Genomic DNA, 17,222 nt, shown 5'->3' on the forward strand with positions numbered 1-17,222 from the left:
GTCCCGTATAGAGGTAACCCGACTGATAACCCTGTCCGTCTCCGATCCCAGCATATCGAGTAAATTCGCCACCTTTGTGTTCTGCATTTTTATGAAAATGAATATTACATAGATTCATTTGCGCTGCGGCAGGTGCGTACTGAAAACGTTGTGGATTAGTACCTGAGATTTGATCGATATCGCGAGGTGACTGAGGGCCAAAGCCCTTACCTAACGTCGCTTGACTAAGGGCTTGATGCTGGTTAGCGAGCAATGCTTCATCAGAGCTCGCAGTCGCGAAAACGGAGGGGGTAAGCAGCAAGCTAAGAGAAGCCGCTAATAATGAACGTGATGTCTTCATGATTCCTTTCTATCTGTGAGTCAAAAACTTGCGAGTCTAGTCCTGTTACTCGCAAGTATATTGATCTCAGCCGTAGCCCGTTGATAAACCACACAACGCGACCCGTTTTTTGGAATCTTTATCACTATTTACTCACGACAAATCAGTCAGTTGCTTGTCGGAATGAGAATTTAACCCGCTCAGTGCCCGGCTTAGTCCGCAAGCTTTTTAGTCATAAAGTGCAAAGAATGGTTGAGGGGGTAATCATCTAACGTCATCTGGCATTGATAGCCATGCTTTTCATAAAAAGGTTTGGCTTGAAAACTAAAGGTATCGACAAAGGCCATCTTACAACCTACCTCTTTGCCGTACTCTTCCAAATTGCTCAATAGATGACTACCAACATGGCGTTGACGAAAGGCGTCATCCACCCAAAGGTATTTAATCAACAGCCATTGCCCCCAGGTGTTGGCTATAATTCCACCTACTCGCTCATCATGATCATTAAAGGCATAACCAGCTAACGACCCTTCTGGGATCCCGGCAAGAAACGGGTGATTACTTTGCTTTAACCCTTGGCGAATGGCGGTAATATCATCATCACTCGGGTTAGCATCCATACGATATTTCATGTGCTTACGTATCCATACTGATTAACACAGAAACGAGTATGCCTTGGGTGGCATGGACAATCTGTGTCCATGCGCACTTTATCGGTTCTTACTCCGCATTGATTGGCTTAGCCGCCACCGAACACTGGGTTGTTACCGTTAGCTTTGGCCAATGGGTTAGCCATTGCTTGTTATCAATTCGCTGCTGGAATACCGACCAAGGGCGAGCTGGATTATGGCTGAGTTTCAGTTCAAACAAAGACTGTACACCGAATGCGGCGATCACTTCACAACGCTGATTCATATCAAGGCGAACCGCAATGGCGGTTTCCTTTTCGGGCCAAAAACGCATCGCATCCAGGGTGCTCGCATACGGCCGATCTTGATGCTTTTCATGCATTCTTGCTTGATTGCGCACCTGCCAAGTCATCTCAGGCATGGTCTTTTGCAACAAGGCTTCAAGGTATTGCTCGCGCTCAATGCTGGTATCAGAGGGATCAAAGTAGATCACATCAATATCATTAAGCGCACTCGGCGGGTACTTGTGGCATGCATCCCAGACCAAGTTACGAACAAACCCGGCGGCGATATAGCACTGGGGTAAATTGAGGGACTGAACACATCGTAGCGCACGCATCCTCACAGGATCTGCCTCAATCAAATCAATTAAGGCGCGACGATATGTCTTCTGGCATAAAAAGAAATGGTGCTGGTGACGTTTACGGATCCGGCGACGTTTCATGAATTAGTCACCACGACGGACGTGTTCGAATATTTCGCGTGATACATGATAGTTATACTGCCTGGCAATTCTCTGGGCGAAAAACAGCTGTGGTAACTCAAATAGCACTAAGCCAACCAAAATCAACGCAAAATAAGGCTGACTCATCACTAAGCCGATAACGGCGATCACCAATAATGCACATTCTACGACAAACAACCCATACCTTCGCAAGTAAAGATGATGAAAGCCACCAAGGAATGCCCAATTCAGTGCCGCATAGGTATCGGGATCTTTGAGCTGTCTGGCTTGCTCGGCAAAATAGCGTTTTTTCTGGCTTTGGGTCAAGCCATTCACCTGCTTCCTCAGTGCTTCTTCTTGCGCCTCCAGCGCTTCGATCGGTTGGGTACAACGCATTAAGGCACCTCGTCGTGAATTTTTTCAATCGCATTGGGATTATTACAGCGGCGAATGCGCGCCAATCCGAGTTGCCAGCCTCGGAGTGCGCCGTATCTTTCGATCGCTTGGCGCGTGTACTCCGAGCAGCTCGGCTCGAAATTACACTCAATATTGAACAGTTTCTTTGATCCACCTTTAGCTTGGTAACGATGGATCAACGTAAGCGACAAATACTTGAGCATTAGCGACCTAGGGTGACAATCACTGCCTCACGCTGCCAAAACAGCATGTATCTTTTCTTTTCAATGACTTGAAAAACAACCTGCCAGCCATCTTGCGCGTATTGATTGAGTTCGGCTTCGAGGCGTTGCAACGGCAAGCCACTTGAGCCCAGCAATAAGGTGCCGCAACCACCTTCAACAATATGAACAACTTTGTACTCGGTAAACTGACTCATTTTTTCTCCTGACAGTTAAATGGATAAAACGGAATGTCCGACTGGTGATTCCACGACTCACTCTTCCATTGAAGGATTGAGTTTGGCGGTGAGGACATGATCTTGCCAGCGGCCATTGATCTTGAGGTAACGGCGAGCATAGCCTTCGCGCTCAAACCCTAGCTTGGTAAGTAGCCGCTCACTGCGCGTGTTGTCCGGAATATAGTTGGCCATCACACGGTGCAACCCAACCTGATCAAATACAAAACGGATGCCTGCTTGGATGGCTTCGTGCATGTAGCCCTGCCCTTGATAATGCTTGTCAGCGGCATAACCTAACATGCACGCTTTAAAGGCGCCGTGAATGACATTGGTAAAATTGCACACCCCTATCACATCGTCCCGTTCATGATGCAAAATCACAAACTTGAAGGCTTGCTGCTGTTGAAACAAATCGTTCGCTTCTTGCAGCGCGCTATGCCAATAGTCTTCGCGATAAAATGCGGCAGGACGTATGGGCTCCCATGGGGAAAGGTGAGCACGATTTCGTTGATAAAACTGCGCCATCATGTCGGCTTTTTCTGGGGGAAGTAAAACTAATCTCGTCCTTGGGGTGCTTAGCACTTTGGCCTCCTTACATCGATTGGCGCGACGGACAGTACTAAATTCTAAAAAAATGCCGCCTTGGTGGCGGCATCAGAGATTACCAGATATTCACCCGCTGATCTTCGGGTAAATACATGCCATCACCTTCTTTAATATCAAAGGCTTCATAGAACGCAGGGACATTGCGCGGCGCACCAAGCACGCGATATTGCGGTGGCGCATGCGGACCCAGCGACACACGCTCACGCAGGGCATCTTCACGCATCTTCATTTTCCAAATCTGCCCCCAGCTGAGGAAGAATCGCTGCTCGCCGGTATACCCGTCAATCACTGGAGACGGTTCTCCGTGCAACGATTTTTGATAGGCGCGGAAGGCGGTGGTCAAGCCGACTAAATCACCAATGTTCTCACCCAAAGACACTTTGCCGTCAATGAACAAGCCCGGCAATGGCTCAAACTGGCTAAATTGCTCAGCCAGCTTTTGGGTGCGTGCATCAAAGCGCGCCCGATCCTCATCCGTCCACCAGTTTGATAGATTACCATCGCCATCATAACGCGAACCCTGATCATCAAAACCGTGTCCCATTTCATGACCAATCACCGCGCCAATACCGCCATAGTTCACAGCATCATCCGCATTCATATCAAAAAATGGTGGTTGTAAGATCCCGGCGGGGAACACAATCTCATTGGCAGTTGGGCTGTAATAAGCGTTGACCGTTTGCGGGGTCATGCCCCACTCTTTGCGATCAACCGGCGCACCAATCCGCGACAGCATATCTTGATAGCCCCAGCGTGCGGCACGTTTGCTGTTACCAATCAAGTCATCAGCGTTGATAGTCAGCGCGCTGTAATCTTCCCATTGCTCTGGATAGCCGATTTTGGGCGTGAATTTACTCAGCTTATCCAATGCTTTCGCTTTGGTTTCATCGCTCATCCACGCCAATGATTCAATCGAGTCTTTAAACGCGGCACGCAGGTTATCAATCATGGTTTCCATACGCGCTTTGGCTTGCGGAGGGAAGTAGCGGGCGACATACTCTTGGCCAAGCGCTTCACCCAATACCCCTTCAGTGGCTTGCACGCCTCGCTTCCAGCGGTCACGCTGCTCAGGAATACCGTTGAGGGTTTTGGAATAGAACGCGAATTGACGTTCAACCAGCTCATGGTTAAGGCGCGGTGCAAAGGCATTAAGGGTACGAATGGTGAGATAATCTTGCCACGCTTGCAGGCTGGTTTGCTCAAACACCTGCCCGAGCGCCTCAAAATAAGATGGCATGCGCACCACAACCTCACCGGCTTTATCGATACCCGCGCGTTTGGCAAAGCGGGCATAATCAAACCCGCCCATCAACTGATTGATCGCTTCAATTGGCATTTTGTTATAGGTTGCTTGCGCGTCACGGCGTTTAGCGCGTGTCCAGTGGTGTTCAGCCAGCGTTTTTTCCAGCTGATAAATTCGATCCGCGCGTTGTTTGGCCTGATCGTAGCCCGCTAAGCGCAGCATATCTTGGAGATAGCGTTTGTAAGCGGTGCGGATACGCTCAGCGTCCTCGGTGTCGCGGAAATAATAGTCTCTATCCGGCAAGCCCAACCCGCTTTGGCTCAGATACAGAGCGTTATAGTCAGGGTTTTTCGCATCGGCCCACGCATAAAAACTAAACGGGATCCCAACGCCAATTTGTCGCAAATCGGCCATCGCATAAATCAACGCAGGCTTCGAGGAAATAGCGGCAATACGATCGAGCTCAGGTTTGATTGGCGTGACCCCCAAGGCATCAATTTTATCTTGGTCCATATAGCTAAGATAAAAATCACGCAGCTTTTGCTCGTTGGAGCCTGGCTTGAGATCATCACGCGCCACCAGCTCATCAATGATGCCTTTCAGACGCTTTTCATTCTCTTCAGCCAAGATACGGAACGCACCATAGCTGGACATATCACTGGGGATTTGGGTTTGGTCGTACCACGTGCCGTTCACGTAACGGAACAAGTCATCTTGTGGACGAACCGAACGATCAAAATCTTGCAGATGGAGCCCAGACGCTCGCTGCACCTGAACCTGTGCAGCGTCAGCCGCCTGCACCGTAGTTGATGAAACGCTGAGCCCCATGCCGAGTACAACACTCAGTGCGACACGCGTCAGTAACAGACGTTTTTTCGGTGTTTTTATCATTTTCCTTTCCTATATGACTCAGTCACTTTCCTTGTTCACTATCGTGGTGGTGTCCTCACGTCTAAATCGCGATAGAGCACCAAACAATGGTAATCTCGTCCTTCATCTTGCTCGGGTTCAAAATGGGAAATACGACAAAACCCTTGCTGATACCAGAATCGAAACGCGCGAATGTTTTCGGCGTAAACATTCACACCCATGCGTCGATAGTCTCCATAAGCTTGCACGGTTTCAATCACGCTCGCAACCGCTTCGCTGCCATAGCCATGTTTTTGATATCTTGGGGAAATAGTGAGCATGGGCAACCAAACACTCTGTGCATCCGGCGCATTGAGCGAGATTTGTAAGTAGCCAATATCTTTACCGTCATGGGTCTGAATGCGACGAAGGTAAAAGGCCTCTTCGACGTCGGGCGCCTTTTTCTCCGCACTATCCGCTATCAATGCTTGATAGGTCGATAACGACCAAGGTTTAAACGTGGGATCTTGATATTGCAGGTGCTGATTTTGCTCAAACAGCGCTTTAACACGCTTTGCATCACTGTACTCAAACGCACTAAAACATAGGCGTTCAGACCGCCATGTTGCTGGAAACATGTTCCTATTCCTTTCAATTCAATCCCATGACTGCCATTAATCATGAGCCGCTAACGCCCGTCGATGACTGACATCAGCGTGACTCATCATACACGTGCCAAAGCGCTTCGCGCACCAAGAGATACGTTTTTGCGCCTCGCGATTCAGCATGTAATAGGCAAAAAAAATTTCTCATATCGATAAAAATATTCAATGAAACAGCGCCTTGAACTTAATACAGCAGGCCCAATCTATAGCCTTGAAGTCGCCATGGAGACGACTTTGATGCCCCATCCCTGATCTCTTGGGCATCATCATCTTGTCTTTTAGTTTGATAGCTTACGTAGGAGACACCGTATATGAAAATTCGTCCTTTGCACGACAAACTCCTTGTTGAACGACAAGTGGTTGATAATAAGACAGAAGGAGGAATTTTACTGACTTCTCAAGCGACCGAAAAATCCAACCGTGGTCGTGTGATCGCTGTCGGCGAAGGGAAGCGCCTCGCCAACGGTGAACGCGCACCAATGGCAGTAAAAGAAGGTGACACCATCATCTTCAACGATGGCTATGGCGTTAAGACAGAGAAAATTGATGGGAACGAGTATCTGATCCTGTCTGAGTCTGACGTGTTAGCGGTTGTTGCGTAATTATTTTCAGCGTATTTAGGAGAATATCATGGCTGCAAAAGAGATTTTATATTCTGATGATGCTCGTCAAAAAATGCTACGCGGTGTCAATATCCTCGCCGACGCAGTAAAAGTGACCTTAGGGCCTAAAGGCCGTCACGTTGTGCTTGATAAGTCTTATGGCGCGCCAACCATCACCAAAGATGGGGTATCGGTTGCCAAAGAGATCACCTTAGAAGACAAATTTGAAAACATGGGCGCCCAAATGGTCAAACAGGTCGCCTCCAAAGCCAACGATGAGGCGGGAGACGGCACCACAACCGCAACCGTACTGGCTCAAGCGTTTATCAACGAAGGCTTGAAAGCGGTTGCATCGGGAATGAACCCCATGGATCTCAAACGCGGTATTGATAAGGTCACTGAGGCTGCCATCGCAAAGCTACGTGAAATGGCGAAACCGTGCAGTGAAAAGCACGCTATTCAACAAGTCGGTAGCATTTCAGCCAACAGCGACAACGACATTGGCGAACTCATTGCGCAAGCCATGGACAAAGTCGGCCGTAATGGCGTCATTACCGTTGAAGAGGGCCAAGGGCTCGCGAATGAATTATCGGTCGTTGAAGGGATGCAATTCGACCGCGGTTATTTGTCACCCTATTTTATTACGCATCAAAACAGTGGCACCGTCGAACTCGACAATCCTTACATCCTGTTAGTCGACAAAAAAATTAGCAATATTCGTGAACTGCTGCCAATCCTCGAGGCGGTAGCAAAATCATCACGCTCACTGCTGGTTATTGCAGAAGATGTCGATGGTGAAGCCCTCGCGACCTTGGTGATCAACAATATGCGCGGCATTGTACGTACCGCCGCCGTCAAAGCGCCCGGATTTGGGGATAATCGCAAAGCCATGATGCATGATATTGCCGCATTAACCGCAGGTACGCTTGTCACCGAGGAGCTGGGCATTGCGCTTGAAGACGTCACGCTAGAACAGTTAGGCAGCGCGAAAAAAGTCACCATCAACAAAGACACCACCACCATTATTGACGGTGCCGCAGAGGAAAGTGCACTCAAAGATCGCATTGCGACTCTCGAAAGACAGCTTGAGGCCACCAGCTCGCAATACGACAAAGAGAAACTTCAGCAACGGATTGCCAAGCTCTCCGGTGGCGTCGCAGTGATTAAAATCGGTGCCGCGACCGAAGTCGAAATGAAAGAGAAAAAGGATCGCGTGGATGATGCTCTGCATGCTACCCGTGCTGCGGTTGAAGAAGGGATCGTGGCCGGCGGCGGTGTCGCATTGATTCAAATTGCACATGCGCTGCGTGATCTGACAGGTGACAACGACGATCAAAACGTGGGGATCCGGCTTGCCTTACGCGCCCTTGAAGAGCCTCTGCGTCAAATTGCGATAAACGCAGGTCACGAAGGGTCAGTGGTTGCAAACGCGGTCAAAGCAGGCAGCGACCAGTATGGCTACAACGCCGCAACCGGTGAATATGGCAATATGATTGACATGGGCATTTTGGACCCAGCGAAAGTCACGCGCTCGGCGCTCCAATTTGCAGCGTCCGTTGCCGGCCTCATGATCACCACCGAAACGATGGTGACCGACGCCAAGCACGCTGACTAATTTACGCGAACATCATTAACGACAAACACGACAGCGGGCTCGTTAGGGCCCGCTTACTGGATTATTGAGGCATGCAGTATGATGGGTTTACCCGCCTATTCTTTTTCAGTATCCGAAACCGCTACCACTCAAGCAATCGCGTCAAGTTGGCCCGCAGCGATGTCATTTCCGCGCCTTAGCCAACGGCGAGAGTTCTTCCCGGCTAATACTTTATCGGTCGCGCTAATAATCACGTTGTTAGCTGCCAGCATTGTGATGCGACAAAGCAAGCGTTATCACCTGGTTCACTAAACCGTCGTTCTCATTGCCCGTTGGCAGACACCGGCACACGCGATCCACAAGCAATAGCTAACGCATCATAAAAACCAGTGCGTCACAAAAATGGCTGACGGTATAGGCAGTTAAGGCTAAACTCGCTACGCTATTAAAGCTCAGGGGCAAGGCTCGGTTGGGCATTGGATTGCCGCCATCGATGCCCATCACTATCGCCAACAGGCAAGAGGAAACAAACGTGAATTGGATGAAAACTTTGTCGCATCACCGTCAACGCATGAATACAGTCATGTTAGTACTGGTGACCACCCTTCTGTTTCTTCCGTTGGCCCATGCCGACCAAGCACCGGCGCCCACCGAACCAAATGTCACATCGAGCGACACCACCTCATTAGCGCATCAAATAGCGCGCACCAAACAATATATTCAGACCCTTGTAGAAAGCCTTGAACAGGCAAAAGGCGATGACAAAGATGCAATCCAATTGCAGCTATTTACCAAAAATGAAGAGCTGCGAGAGCTGCTCGCCGACGCCATCAATCAGCAAAGCTTAGATAACCCGCAGTTGATTCAACTGGTCACGGCGCAGCGGCGGTATACCCAAGATGCGTATCAATACATCACAACCCGTCTCAATAGCCTCAATGAGCAAATCACTCAAGCCAGCCAAGAACAACGCCTACCATTGATTAATGAGTATGCAGAACTGCAACATTATTTAAGCACCACCTTTGAAGCCAGCTGGGAAAACATACGCTGGCTTGAGCAGCTCGAGCAGCCCGCACGTGAAGCGCGAAACACCTTAGAGCAACGTCTTAACCAGCGTTTACGACTTCTTTCGGCATCTATCGACTATCTGCGTCAGCAATACACGGCGCAAGAAAAGCAAATTAAATCGAGTCCTGATTCCGAAAAATCCGCGTTACAGCTGACGCAGTTGAACACCCAACAACGCCTCACGATCGCCACTGATGGCTTAAAGCGCACCTATCAGCTCGCCGATCAGTTGGGGATCGAAACCTCAGAATATAAACGCCAGCTATTTGGCGTTACTGGCAACATCACTCAAGATATTCTGGATGTGGATGTCGCGTATTCGATTCTCTCCCATTGGTCCGAAAATGCCCTGAACTGGGCAGAAGACAATGCACCACAGTTGGTTTTCCAGCTCATCATTTTTGTGCTGATTTTGTTGGTGGCAAAACTGCTCGCGAGACTCACGCGCTCCGTTGTGAAATCCGCGGTCGCCAATAAAAACTTTAAGTTTTCGCAGTTGATGCAAGACTTTTTCGTCTCGATGTCTGGAAAAGCTGTGTGGGTAATTGGGATCTTGATCGGTCTCTCCCAGATCGGGGTCAATCTTACTCCGGTACTCACTGGCTTTGGTATCGCTGGGGTCATTATCGGTTTTGCGCTGCAAGATACACTATCAAACTTTGCTGCAGGGATGATGCTACTGATCTACCGCCCTTTCGATGTAGGTGATTTTGTCTACGCCGGTGGCGTGGATGGCAAAGTAGGCAATATGAGCTTGGTGAATACCACGATTCGCACGTTTGACAATCAAATTATCATTGTGCCGAACAGCAAAATTTGGGGCGATGTGATTAAAAACGTCACTCGAGAGCGGATTCGGCGGGTGGATATGGTGTTTGGTATCGGCTATAAAGATGACCTACTTAAAGCAGAAGCCGTGCTCACCGAGATTGTCCAGTCACATCCTGCGGTACTTCGTACACCGGAGCCCATGATCAAAGTACATGTTCTGAATACCTCCTCGGTAGATTTTATTGTCCGACCATGGGTGAAAACCGATGATTATTGGGACGTCTACTGGGATGTCACCAAAACAGTCAAATTGCGCTTTGATGAAGAAGGCATCTCGATTCCATTCCCGCAACAAGACGTCCATCTGAATTGGGTCTCGACAGCGCCAGAGGCTCGCTCAAATCACTAGCATGGCGCCGCAAATGGTTTACCTGTCGGTTTGCACTCAACGCTGCCAGTGGTAATCCATTTGCTTTGCTACGCGCAAGGCTAAATCTTCGCTGTGCAGATCAGCCACCAGCTGCAAACTCATATCAATGCCTGCAGATATGCCCGCGGAGGTGAGATATTTTCCATCCCTCACCCAGCGCTTACCTGATACCACGCTTAATGGCGGATAAGCACGGCTGAGGTCGTCCATATCTTCCCAATGCGTGATCACATTTCGACCATCGAGTAATCCGGCCTCTGCGAGTATGAACGCCCCCGTACAGACAGAGGCCGTGCATTGAGTGATCGCATCTTGTTGCTTCACCCAATCGATCACCGACGGGTTAGTGACTTGCTCATGGTGAACGCCGCCGACAACCAGCAGTACATCCAGCGTGGGATGGTTGGCAAGATGATAATCCGGCACGACACGCAAGCCGCCGCGCGCGAGCACAGGTGTGTCTTGTTCAGCAATCAGTCCAACCTGCCAACTGTCCGCGCCCAAACGTTTTGCGGTGCTAAATACTTCAAAAGGTCCGGCAAAATCGAGCACCTCTGCGTGCTCATACACATAAATACCAATATTCATCGTTTGTCCTTACATCCATGTAAGTGTTGGTTTAATGATGAGGAATAAACTTATCAAAACGGCTCTCCATACAGGCACTGATATCGGTGGTGATAAACTCGCCCTGATAATACAAACTAAAAATGGTGGCCGGTGAAGGACATGCTTGTGCTTGGCTCAATGTCTCTAAATGATGCACTTCAAGCGGGATGCCACGCTGCGCACAGCTCTGCTGTAGCGAATTCAGCACATGGTATTCCGCATAAGGACAACGATGGGAGTAATACGCCACACACCCTTCGGTTGATACATTGGCAGTATGAACGGATTCTCTAAATTGCGGTATTTCAGCTGCATCATTCAGCGGATAATACAACAGCACAAAGCCATTAGGGGCCTCATCCGCCACGTTGAAGCCTTGGCCTTTTAACCATTTTGTATCGCTCATAAAGTGGTATTTCTTTTTACCAACCACGGCGACTAGGCCTTGCTTATTTTGCTGTTTAGCCGCTTCAATGGCGTCAGCTAACAGTTGCTTGCCGTGTCCATGCCCTTTGTATTTCCCAGAGACCCAAAAGCAACCCAATGCCAGATAACCATCCGCTTGTATGGGCTGCCAAGCTGTCTCTGCTGGGCCATATTCGATAAAGACTTTGGCGCGTTCATCTAAACGGCGAAAACGGTATCCGTGCTGATGCTCCTGCTTTAGCCACTGCTTTTTCGCCTGATAGCTGGCTTGACACTTTTTATCCGAGAACGCACAGCAGATATGCGCATCATCCAAGGTTTCTGGGGTTAAGGTTAGGTAGGCCATATTCACCTCCACACAGGTGTATTGATGGTATACCTTTAACCTACCTTAACCTCATGGATGATGAGTCAGCGTGAGTCACAAAGCCATCAATCTTATGACGACGTGGCTGCGAGGCGTGTTTTCTCCCGCACCGATAATAAAAGCATACCGATACTGGCACACATCGCCATCGCAATAACAAGCGACCAAGTCACCGAATAGCCGAACGTATCGATGACATAGCCAATCAATACAAAGCTTGGCATCAGCAATAAGCTACGCAACGTGATCAGTACTCCTTGAATACGACCGCGATGACTCGCCGGTGAGTTGTTGGCAAGATACACACCCTCTTTGGTGAGGACCAACACCTCGCCAGCGGAAAGAAAAAACCACGCTAAAAAGTGAACGGGAATCGTAGGTGCCAACATCACAAGACCATACCCCAGCACAAATAAAAGTCCTGCATAGGCCAACGCCATCGTCTCAGTATGTCCAGATGTCGCGCGAAGCAATAGCGGCGTGATGATCACCACCAATATGCACGCATACGTCATCAACTGACCAAAACGCACGGGCCCTTCTTGGCCAAATAAATGACTCAAATAAAGCGGGCTAGCCATTGTCATTTGGTTCAGCGCAAACCAAAGCATGCCACAAAACAAAGTGAACACAATGAGGTAAGGACGTGATTTAAGCACCGACCACACATTGCCTTCTACCGCACGCTCAAGGTCAGAGTCAGACTCGGGGACGGCTTGCTCGGTCACATTGACCAAAAAGGCAACCACAAGGATACCCACCAAGACAGCAAGCCCGTTACCAAAGAAAATCCACTCAGTGTGCTGCCAAAACAAATAGCCCGCTAAGATGGGACCAATCGCTGAACCCAAGTTATAGGCAAGATAGCTAAGCGACATCACCGCATCACGATTACCTGCATGAGATAAATCTGCCACCAATGCATTACTGGCAGGCAACGCTACACCGATAAAGAAGTATGCCGCGAACAAAAACGCCGGCACCATCACTGGGGCATCGGGTGCAAACCCGCACACCAGCAGTAGGATAGCGCCGACACATTCTCCCGCCACCATAGTGTTTTTATGGCCTACCCAGTCAGAAAGTTTGCCACCAATAAAACTCCCCAGCAGGTACAAGCCAGTAATACTCATCGCCAATGAACCCGCCAGCGACGCGGAGTAGCCGAGCTTATCGGTAAACAACAACACGAGGAAAGGAATAATAAAGTTGCCCATCCCGAGGATCATGCGGGCCAGTGCAACGTAGTAAATATTGCGGTGTAATCCTTTATACATCGCCACCGCAGAAAGAATCTTGTTGATTGTCGTAATCGTTAAACGTCCGTGTTAAAAAATCAGCACATAATGTACATGATTGATAAATTTATAAAAACTCGTCATTCACTAACGACCAATGGTGCGGCATGAGCTCGCGCACAGTTTTAAAAACTAGCTGGTTATCTGGCGTAGAAATCGCAGCTTTTACATCGCCGCCCCAATGCACTAAGCGTTCTTGGCAAACGCCACAAGGGCTAAGTATCAAAACTTGGCTATGTTCGTCCTCACGACAAAGACATAAAGAATGTGTAACGACTTCATCGCGTTTGTGTGCTTCTAAATAGGCACCGACTTCCATACACAGCGATAGTGCATCATTTTTCACATCTGGCGCCACACTAGTTACAATGTCACCAGACGCTAGCCTGACGGCAGCAGCGCCTCCCCACCCCGTAGGATAACGCGTTTGCAGTAACGTCAACGCCGCATCATAAAGTGACTGTTCTATCTCTTGCATAAAAATCCTTTTTTTAACCTCTCCGCTTTGCTTGATATACACGCATTCATGCGACTGCAATAAGGTCCATTTATGCACGATTATCGTGCCCAAAAGAGGCAAATACGTGGCTTGCGCTTTTCTGTTTTTCGAAAAAATAAAGTCTTTAATATGGTGGCTACGTTTCGGCCTTTCCAGAGACACATCGATGGATGATAACGCTCGGCAACTGCTTAACCACCTATGCCACGGGTATGACCAATTAGCTCAACGTCACCAGACGCGCGCTTTTCCAGAGCTCTCCACCGCGATCAAGCACCCACTCGGCTATTGTCTGGTTCACTGTCCGATCGGTAGTCAGCGATTATCGATTGTTTCGCTACAATTTGCCCCCAGCGTTCGCGGCCAAGGGGTACTGACGGCGTTTATCGATTATATTCAAGCGCATCCGCATCACTACCGCGGCATTGAAGTTGCCACCATTCAAAATCAAAGCTTAGCGAAACGGCTACTGACATTGGGTTGGCGATATAAGTCTGCCCTAACAAAACTATTTCGCGCCAACACACCCACCTTGGTGCATGATTTCTAATCAAAATACGGAAGTTTTCGCTAAGATGGGTTCCTATTATTGCCGGCGTTTGCCAACCCTGAATGGCTTGTCCAGCGCCTTTATCAAAGACTGTTGTCATCGACGCCGAGCTCAGCGCGTTTCGCTTTGCTCAAGCCCTGACAAACAAGCTGATACGATTGCGCCACATAGTACTTTAAGTCTTCATCAAGCTCCCCGGTAGTGAGGGTTTGTTGAATCCATTTCATACCCCGGTTAGCAAAGTACGGCGCCGGTACGTAACCTTCAAGATCGCACAAAAAAGCATAATTCATTGGCGAGGTTTTAAAGGTAAACGCCGGTTGACCGCTTTTACTGCGAGTGCCAATGGCGAAGACTTTCCCACCCACTTTCCAGACGTCTGAGTTGCCCCACTGCACCACATGTGTCGCAGCCGTAAACGCGCGGCAGTATTGATTAAATGTAGAGTGATCCATGCGGCTCTCCTTTTGACACCTTAACAACAAAGTAGAAAACGGTGTTGCTTCTGTCAGTTACAATGCGGCTGACAGCTTTTGAAGGTAACCTTTTGCTAACGAGTTATTTTCACGGCTCAGCCATTTGATACAATCAAACAGCTCCCAAATCAGCCCTTCATCCCCGCTGGTGTAAACAGGAAAGTTCTCATGCTTAGGGGCTGGCTCATCCGTCACTCGCGCAGGGACGATGTCTGCTTTATCAAATAAAACGACAAAGGGCTGCGCGAGCTGAAATGGCTCGCTCACGTCCAAACAATGGATTTCGGCACTGGTTAGATCCGTGAAAATATATTTTTTAAACATCGCCTGTTCATTGTGATCACCGGACAAGCAATAGAAAATGTCTTTCCCGGCCTCAAAGCGCGCAAAACATGACGCTGCCGAGCGATGAAAGCCGTGCTGTGTAAACACGATAATATCCGCATCGGACACGCGATCGCCTTTGCCCGCGGCGAGAGAGCCGACTAATACTGCCGCAATCACATCCTGTTCTGAAGCAAACGCGGCGCAGGCCGATTCAATCAATGCCTGCTGCAAAGGTAAGTGCTGTCCGTTTATTTCATCCTGAATCATAGTTATTCCTTAATGTTTCGAACGAGCCGCAACGGCCGTTGCGGCTTACTTAAAGCAGACTTCCGCCCAACGCGCTAAGCCTGCGGTGACTGAGCCAAAGTAGTCACCACTCACCACTGGGATGTTCGGTAACTCTGCTTGTACAGCCTCCCGCAAGAAGGGTGAGCGCGCCGAGCCGCCTGTCATAAAAATCACGTCAGGCTTTACACCGGCCTGCGCGACCACATCGTGAACTAAGGCGATCATCTTACGTTTGGGCGCTTCAATCGCATCAATCATATCATCGCGCGATACATCAACGTCCACGCGCTCGGAGAACAGCTTAATACCCGCTCGGTAAGCGGCATGATCCGACAACGCAATCTTTGCCTCTTCCGCACGACGGACAATATTGTAACCCAGTGACTCGTGATACACCTCAAGCAAACGGGCCAGTTTATGTGGCTCTTGCGCTTGCTTGTGCAGCCCTTTGAGCACCGCCAAATTTTCAAACGCATAGAAATCGTTTTGCGCTTGTACGTTGTTGATCGCGATAGGGTTGGAAAACTGCGTAATCGGCATTTCAATACCAGATTCCATTTTGCTGCCCATCCCAAACGGGAACATCATTTGTTTGAATGCCAACGCAATATCTAAGTCATTGCCGCCAATACGCTGGCCTTTATGCGCTAATAAACTTGCACTGCGATCGCGACTACCGCGCCATGATGGCCCCATTTCAATTAAGGAACAGTCTGTGGTCCCTCCACCGATATCGACCACCAGAACAATTTGGTCTTCGCTCAGTGTCGCTTCATAGTCCAGACCGGCCGCGACCGGTTCAAACTGAAATTCAATCTGTTTAAAGCCCGCCCGCTTAGCCGCATTGAGCAAAATACCTTCAGCTTGGCGGTTTGCCGTCTCGCCTCCACGGCCTTGAAAGTTGATAGGCCGACCGATCACCGCATCATGAATACTCTGTTGGGTTTGGTGTTCGGCTTGCGTTTTGATGTTGTCCATCATTGCGCATACGAGATCTTCAAAAAAGCGCAATTGGGCATCACGTAAACCTGACGCACCAAGGAAAGATTTAGGCGATTTCACGTAGTACATATCGCGCGGATCATCGAGATAGCGGTCGAGCGCCGCTTGACCAAACGCCATGTCCTCCGCCTCAAGTTCAATGCTTTCCTCACGGTTTACATGGATCGCGCGGCGCAACATCTGCTCGCCAATCGTATCTAACGGCTTGATGCCCCGATGACGAAACAGATACTCAGACACTGATTCGCGCGTAGGTGCGGCAAGGGAGGAAGGGATAAACGTGCTATCCCCTTCCAGACGTAACAGCGTCGGCTGACCGTTTTCAATCTTCGCCACCGAGCAATTTGCTGTACCATAGTCAAAGCCGATATACATAAATGCCTCTCACCGCAGAAAAAGTCGGCAATGCTACCTCAACCGTCGCGGGATTTCTAACATCCGTGTGCTCAAGCCAATCTGACTATCTGGGCCCGTGCCTCGCTATCCATTGTCATCTTGGTGAACCTGAATGACACCTTGTCGGCAAAATAGGCTATTTTTTGTGCAGTCGTCATAAATTATTTTTCACCATCTCTTTGATGGTTCTTGCCTTAACAAAATGATCTAACTGATGGGTCTGTATCCACCAGGTTGCAGCTTCCATCAACTGCTCGGGATCGTCATTTTTGTTTTTGAAGAACGCATAAAATGACACACCGACATTCTCACCTTTCGCTTTGATTTTTTGATCACATACTGCCAGGATTTTCGCTCTCAGCTCCGCTCTCATACGCCCCTACCCTATCCTTAAATAAATAAGTTCTGCTCTAATTCTAAAAGGCGCTTTTTCAGTGACAAACCGCCACCATAGCCAATAAGCTCCCCTTGGGTGCCGATAACCCTATGGCCTGGCGGATCCCCTCATAATTGACCGAGCCCCATCGTATGCGTTAGCCGTTGATATTCCCTGATGGCCCACTGATATTGGGTTAGCTTAATCAGGTATCGCCGATGGTTTCTGACCTCGCGACCAAGACGAGGT

General features: G+C 49.1%; 21 protein-coding genes and 1 pseudogene. 4 read left to right on the forward strand and 18 right to left on the reverse strand.

The window, feature by feature from the left end; translation table 11 throughout:
• The 9 genes from BZG83_RS12870 to BZG83_RS12910 all read right to left on the reverse strand — a co-directional run.
• Positions 1-340 (reverse strand): delta-class carbonic anhydrase (locus tag BZG83_RS12870; protein ID WP_241828293.1); only part of this gene is annotated, 340 nt, incomplete at its 3' end.
• 191 nt (positions 341-531) lie between these two features.
• Entirely contained in the window at positions 532-951 is a 420-nt protein-coding gene (locus BZG83_RS12875; protein ID WP_069587065.1) for a GNAT family N-acetyltransferase, read from the reverse strand.
• A gap of 88 nt (positions 952-1,039) precedes the next feature.
• The gene (locus BZG83_RS12880) at positions 1,040-1,567 is read right to left on the reverse strand and encodes a nucleotidyltransferase family protein (protein WP_232112011.1); all 528 of its coding nucleotides are present in this window, start codon (positions 1,565-1,567) and stop codon (positions 1,040-1,042) included.
• 108 nt (positions 1,568-1,675) lie between these two features.
• Complete coding sequence (locus tag BZG83_RS12885) at positions 1,676-2,068, reverse strand: hypothetical protein (protein ID WP_077481109.1); 393 nt, start codon at positions 2,066-2,068, stop codon at positions 1,676-1,678.
• Complete coding sequence (yidD, locus tag BZG83_RS12890) at positions 2,068-2,292, reverse strand: membrane protein insertion efficiency factor YidD (protein ID WP_069587062.1); 225 nt, start codon at positions 2,290-2,292, stop codon at positions 2,068-2,070. Before yidD ends, BZG83_RS12885 begins: the two co-directional genes overlap by 1 nt.
• On the reverse strand, positions 2,292-2,507 hold the full coding sequence (locus tag BZG83_RS12895; RefSeq protein ID WP_069362674.1) for a DUF4177 domain-containing protein: 216 nt from the start codon (positions 2,505-2,507) through the stop codon (positions 2,292-2,294). The genes yidD and BZG83_RS12895 overlap by 1 nt, the downstream gene beginning before the upstream one ends.
• Positions 2,508-2,564: 57 nt before the next feature.
• Positions 2,565-3,110 carry a ribosomal protein S5-alanine N-acetyltransferase gene (gene rimJ / locus BZG83_RS12900; protein ID WP_077481111.1) on the reverse strand — a complete coding sequence of 182 codons (546 nt, stop codon included), beginning with the start codon at positions 3,108-3,110 and terminating at the stop codon, positions 2,565-2,567.
• Positions 3,111-3,189: 79 nt separating this feature from the next.
• Entirely contained in the window at positions 3,190-5,268 is a 2,079-nt protein-coding gene (locus tag BZG83_RS12905; RefSeq protein WP_077481113.1) for a M13 family metallopeptidase, read from the reverse strand.
• A gap of 38 nt (positions 5,269-5,306) precedes the next feature.
• The gene (locus BZG83_RS12910) at positions 5,307-5,864 is read right to left on the reverse strand and encodes a GNAT family N-acetyltransferase (RefSeq protein ID WP_077481115.1); all 558 of its coding nucleotides are present in this window, start codon (positions 5,862-5,864) and stop codon (positions 5,307-5,309) included.
• Between the two features lie 338 nt (positions 5,865-6,202).
• On the opposite strand from BZG83_RS12910, the gene BZG83_RS12915 reads away from it, so the two are divergent.
• The 3 genes from BZG83_RS12915 to BZG83_RS12925 all read left to right on the forward strand — a co-directional run bounded on the left by BZG83_RS12915 (position 6,203) and on the right by BZG83_RS12925 (position 10,338).
• Positions 6,203-6,493, forward strand: coding sequence for a co-chaperone GroES (locus BZG83_RS12915; RefSeq protein WP_077481117.1), 291 nt, complete (start codon positions 6,203-6,205; stop codon positions 6,491-6,493).
• A 28-nt stretch (positions 6,494-6,521) separates the two neighbouring features.
• Positions 6,522-8,108: a chaperonin GroEL gene (groL, locus tag BZG83_RS12920; protein WP_077481119.1), complete on the forward strand. Its 1,587-nt coding sequence runs from the start codon at positions 6,522-6,524 to the stop codon at positions 8,106-8,108.
• Between the two features lie 562 nt (positions 8,109-8,670).
• Positions 8,671-10,338: a mechanosensitive ion channel domain-containing protein gene (locus BZG83_RS12925; protein ID WP_443216375.1), complete on the forward strand. Its 1,668-nt coding sequence runs from the start codon at positions 8,671-8,673 to the stop codon at positions 10,336-10,338.
• A gap of 36 nt (positions 10,339-10,374) precedes the next feature.
• Here the strand turns inward: BZG83_RS12925 and BZG83_RS12930 are convergent, their stop codons facing one another.
• The 4 genes from BZG83_RS12930 to BZG83_RS12945 form a co-directional block, all read right to left on the reverse strand.
• A complete protein-coding gene (locus tag BZG83_RS12930; RefSeq protein ID WP_077481121.1) occupies positions 10,375-10,947 on the reverse strand; it encodes a DJ-1/PfpI family protein in 573 nt (190 codons plus the stop codon).
• 31 nt (positions 10,948-10,978) lie between these two features.
• Positions 10,979-11,740, reverse strand: coding sequence for an N-acetyltransferase (locus tag BZG83_RS12935; protein WP_077481123.1), 762 nt, complete (start codon positions 11,738-11,740; stop codon positions 10,979-10,981).
• 92 nt (positions 11,741-11,832) lie between these two features.
• Complete coding sequence (locus BZG83_RS12940) at positions 11,833-13,038, reverse strand: MFS transporter (protein WP_077481125.1); 1,206 nt, start codon at positions 13,036-13,038, stop codon at positions 11,833-11,835.
• A gap of 88 nt (positions 13,039-13,126) precedes the next feature.
• Positions 13,127-13,537 (reverse strand): cytidine deaminase, encoded by a 411-nt coding sequence (locus tag BZG83_RS12945; RefSeq protein WP_077481127.1) that lies wholly within the window; start codon positions 13,535-13,537, stop codon positions 13,127-13,129.
• A gap of 187 nt (positions 13,538-13,724) precedes the next feature.
• On the opposite strand from BZG83_RS12945, the gene BZG83_RS12950 reads away from it, so the two are divergent.
• The gene (locus BZG83_RS12950; RefSeq protein ID WP_077481129.1) at positions 13,725-14,108 is read left to right on the forward strand and encodes a hypothetical protein; all 384 of its coding nucleotides are present in this window, start codon (positions 13,725-13,727) and stop codon (positions 14,106-14,108) included.
• 83 nt (positions 14,109-14,191) lie between these two features.
• Here BZG83_RS12950 and BZG83_RS12955 read toward each other — a convergent pair whose 3' ends face one another.
• The 5 genes and pseudogenes from BZG83_RS12955 to BZG83_RS12975 form a co-directional block, all read right to left on the reverse strand.
• The gene (locus BZG83_RS12955; protein ID WP_077481131.1) at positions 14,192-14,563 is read right to left on the reverse strand and encodes an MmcQ/YjbR family DNA-binding protein; all 372 of its coding nucleotides are present in this window, start codon (positions 14,561-14,563) and stop codon (positions 14,192-14,194) included.
• Between the two features lie 57 nt (positions 14,564-14,620).
• Positions 14,621-15,178 (reverse strand): nucleotidyltransferase domain-containing protein, encoded by a 558-nt coding sequence (locus tag BZG83_RS12960; protein ID WP_077481133.1) that lies wholly within the window; start codon positions 15,176-15,178, stop codon positions 14,621-14,623.
• A 45-nt stretch (positions 15,179-15,223) separates the two neighbouring features.
• Positions 15,224-16,576 carry a molecular chaperone gene (gene yegD, locus BZG83_RS12965; protein WP_077481135.1) on the reverse strand — a complete coding sequence of 451 codons (1,353 nt, stop codon included), beginning with the start codon at positions 16,574-16,576 and terminating at the stop codon, positions 15,224-15,226.
• 175 nt (positions 16,577-16,751) lie between these two features.
• Positions 16,752-16,970: a DUF6500 family protein gene (locus BZG83_RS12970; RefSeq protein ID WP_077481137.1), complete on the reverse strand. Its 219-nt coding sequence runs from the start codon at positions 16,968-16,970 to the stop codon at positions 16,752-16,754.
• A gap of 17 nt (positions 16,971-16,987) precedes the next feature.
• Positions 16,988-17,080 (reverse strand): annotated as a pseudogene (locus BZG83_RS12975) (MGMT family protein); the annotation flags it as partial.
• Positions 17,081-17,222 lie beyond the last annotated feature (142 nt).

The organism is Salinivibrio sp. PR919 (assembly GCF_001995355.1).
Lineage (GTDB): Bacteria > Pseudomonadota > Gammaproteobacteria > Enterobacterales > Vibrionaceae > Salinivibrio > Salinivibrio proteolyticus.

What these genes read in the sequence shown, in the direction of transcription:
- BZG83_RS12875 (WP_069587065.1), bottom strand. Translation starts at nt 951, where the DNA reads ATGAAATATCGTATGGATGCTAACCCGAGTGATGATGATATTACCGCC.
- BZG83_RS12880 (WP_232112011.1), bottom strand. Translation starts at nt 1,567, where the DNA reads ATGCGTGCGCTACGATGTGTTCAGTCCCTCAATTTACCCCAGTGCTAT.
- BZG83_RS12885 (WP_077481109.1), bottom strand. Translation starts at nt 2,068, where the DNA reads ATGCGTTGTACCCAACCGATCGAAGCGCTGGAGGCGCAAGAAGAAGCA.
- yidD (WP_069587062.1), bottom strand. Translation starts at nt 2,292, where the DNA reads ATGCTCAAGTATTTGTCGCTTACGTTGATCCATCGTTACCAAGCTAAA.
- BZG83_RS12895 (WP_069362674.1), bottom strand. Translation starts at nt 2,507, where the DNA reads ATGAGTCAGTTTACCGAGTACAAAGTTGTTCATATTGTTGAAGGTGGT.
- BZG83_RS12905 (WP_077481113.1), bottom strand. Translation starts at nt 5,268, where the DNA reads ATGATAAAAACACCGAAAAAACGTCTGTTACTGACGCGTGTCGCACTG.
- BZG83_RS12910 (WP_077481115.1), bottom strand. Translation starts at nt 5,864, where the DNA reads ATGTTTCCAGCAACATGGCGGTCTGAACGCCTATGTTTTAGTGCGTTT.
- BZG83_RS12915 (WP_077481117.1), top strand. Translation starts at nt 6,203, where the DNA reads ATGAAAATTCGTCCTTTGCACGACAAACTCCTTGTTGAACGACAAGTG.
- groL (WP_077481119.1), top strand. Translation starts at nt 6,522, where the DNA reads ATGGCTGCAAAAGAGATTTTATATTCTGATGATGCTCGTCAAAAAATG.
- BZG83_RS12925 (WP_443216375.1), top strand. Translation starts at nt 8,671, where the DNA reads ATGTTAGTACTGGTGACCACCCTTCTGTTTCTTCCGTTGGCCCATGCC.
- BZG83_RS12930 (WP_077481121.1), bottom strand. Translation starts at nt 10,947, where the DNA reads ATGAATATTGGTATTTATGTGTATGAGCACGCAGAGGTGCTCGATTTT.
- BZG83_RS12935 (WP_077481123.1), bottom strand. Translation starts at nt 11,740, where the DNA reads ATGGCCTACCTAACCTTAACCCCAGAAACCTTGGATGATGCGCATATC.
- BZG83_RS12940 (WP_077481125.1), bottom strand. Translation starts at nt 13,038, where the DNA reads ATGTATAAAGGATTACACCGCAATATTTACTACGTTGCACTGGCCCGC.
- BZG83_RS12945 (WP_077481127.1), bottom strand. Translation starts at nt 13,537, where the DNA reads ATGCAAGAGATAGAACAGTCACTTTATGATGCGGCGTTGACGTTACTG.
- BZG83_RS12950 (WP_077481129.1), top strand. Translation starts at nt 13,725, where the DNA reads ATGGATGATAACGCTCGGCAACTGCTTAACCACCTATGCCACGGGTAT.
- BZG83_RS12955 (WP_077481131.1), bottom strand. Translation starts at nt 14,563, where the DNA reads ATGGATCACTCTACATTTAATCAATACTGCCGCGCGTTTACGGCTGCG.
- BZG83_RS12960 (WP_077481133.1), bottom strand. Translation starts at nt 15,178, where the DNA reads ATGATTCAGGATGAAATAAACGGACAGCACTTACCTTTGCAGCAGGCA.
- yegD (WP_077481135.1), bottom strand. Translation starts at nt 16,576, where the DNA reads ATGTATATCGGCTTTGACTATGGTACAGCAAATTGCTCGGTGGCGAAG.
- BZG83_RS12970 (WP_077481137.1), bottom strand. Translation starts at nt 16,970, where the DNA reads ATGAGAGCGGAGCTGAGAGCGAAAATCCTGGCAGTATGTGATCAAAAA.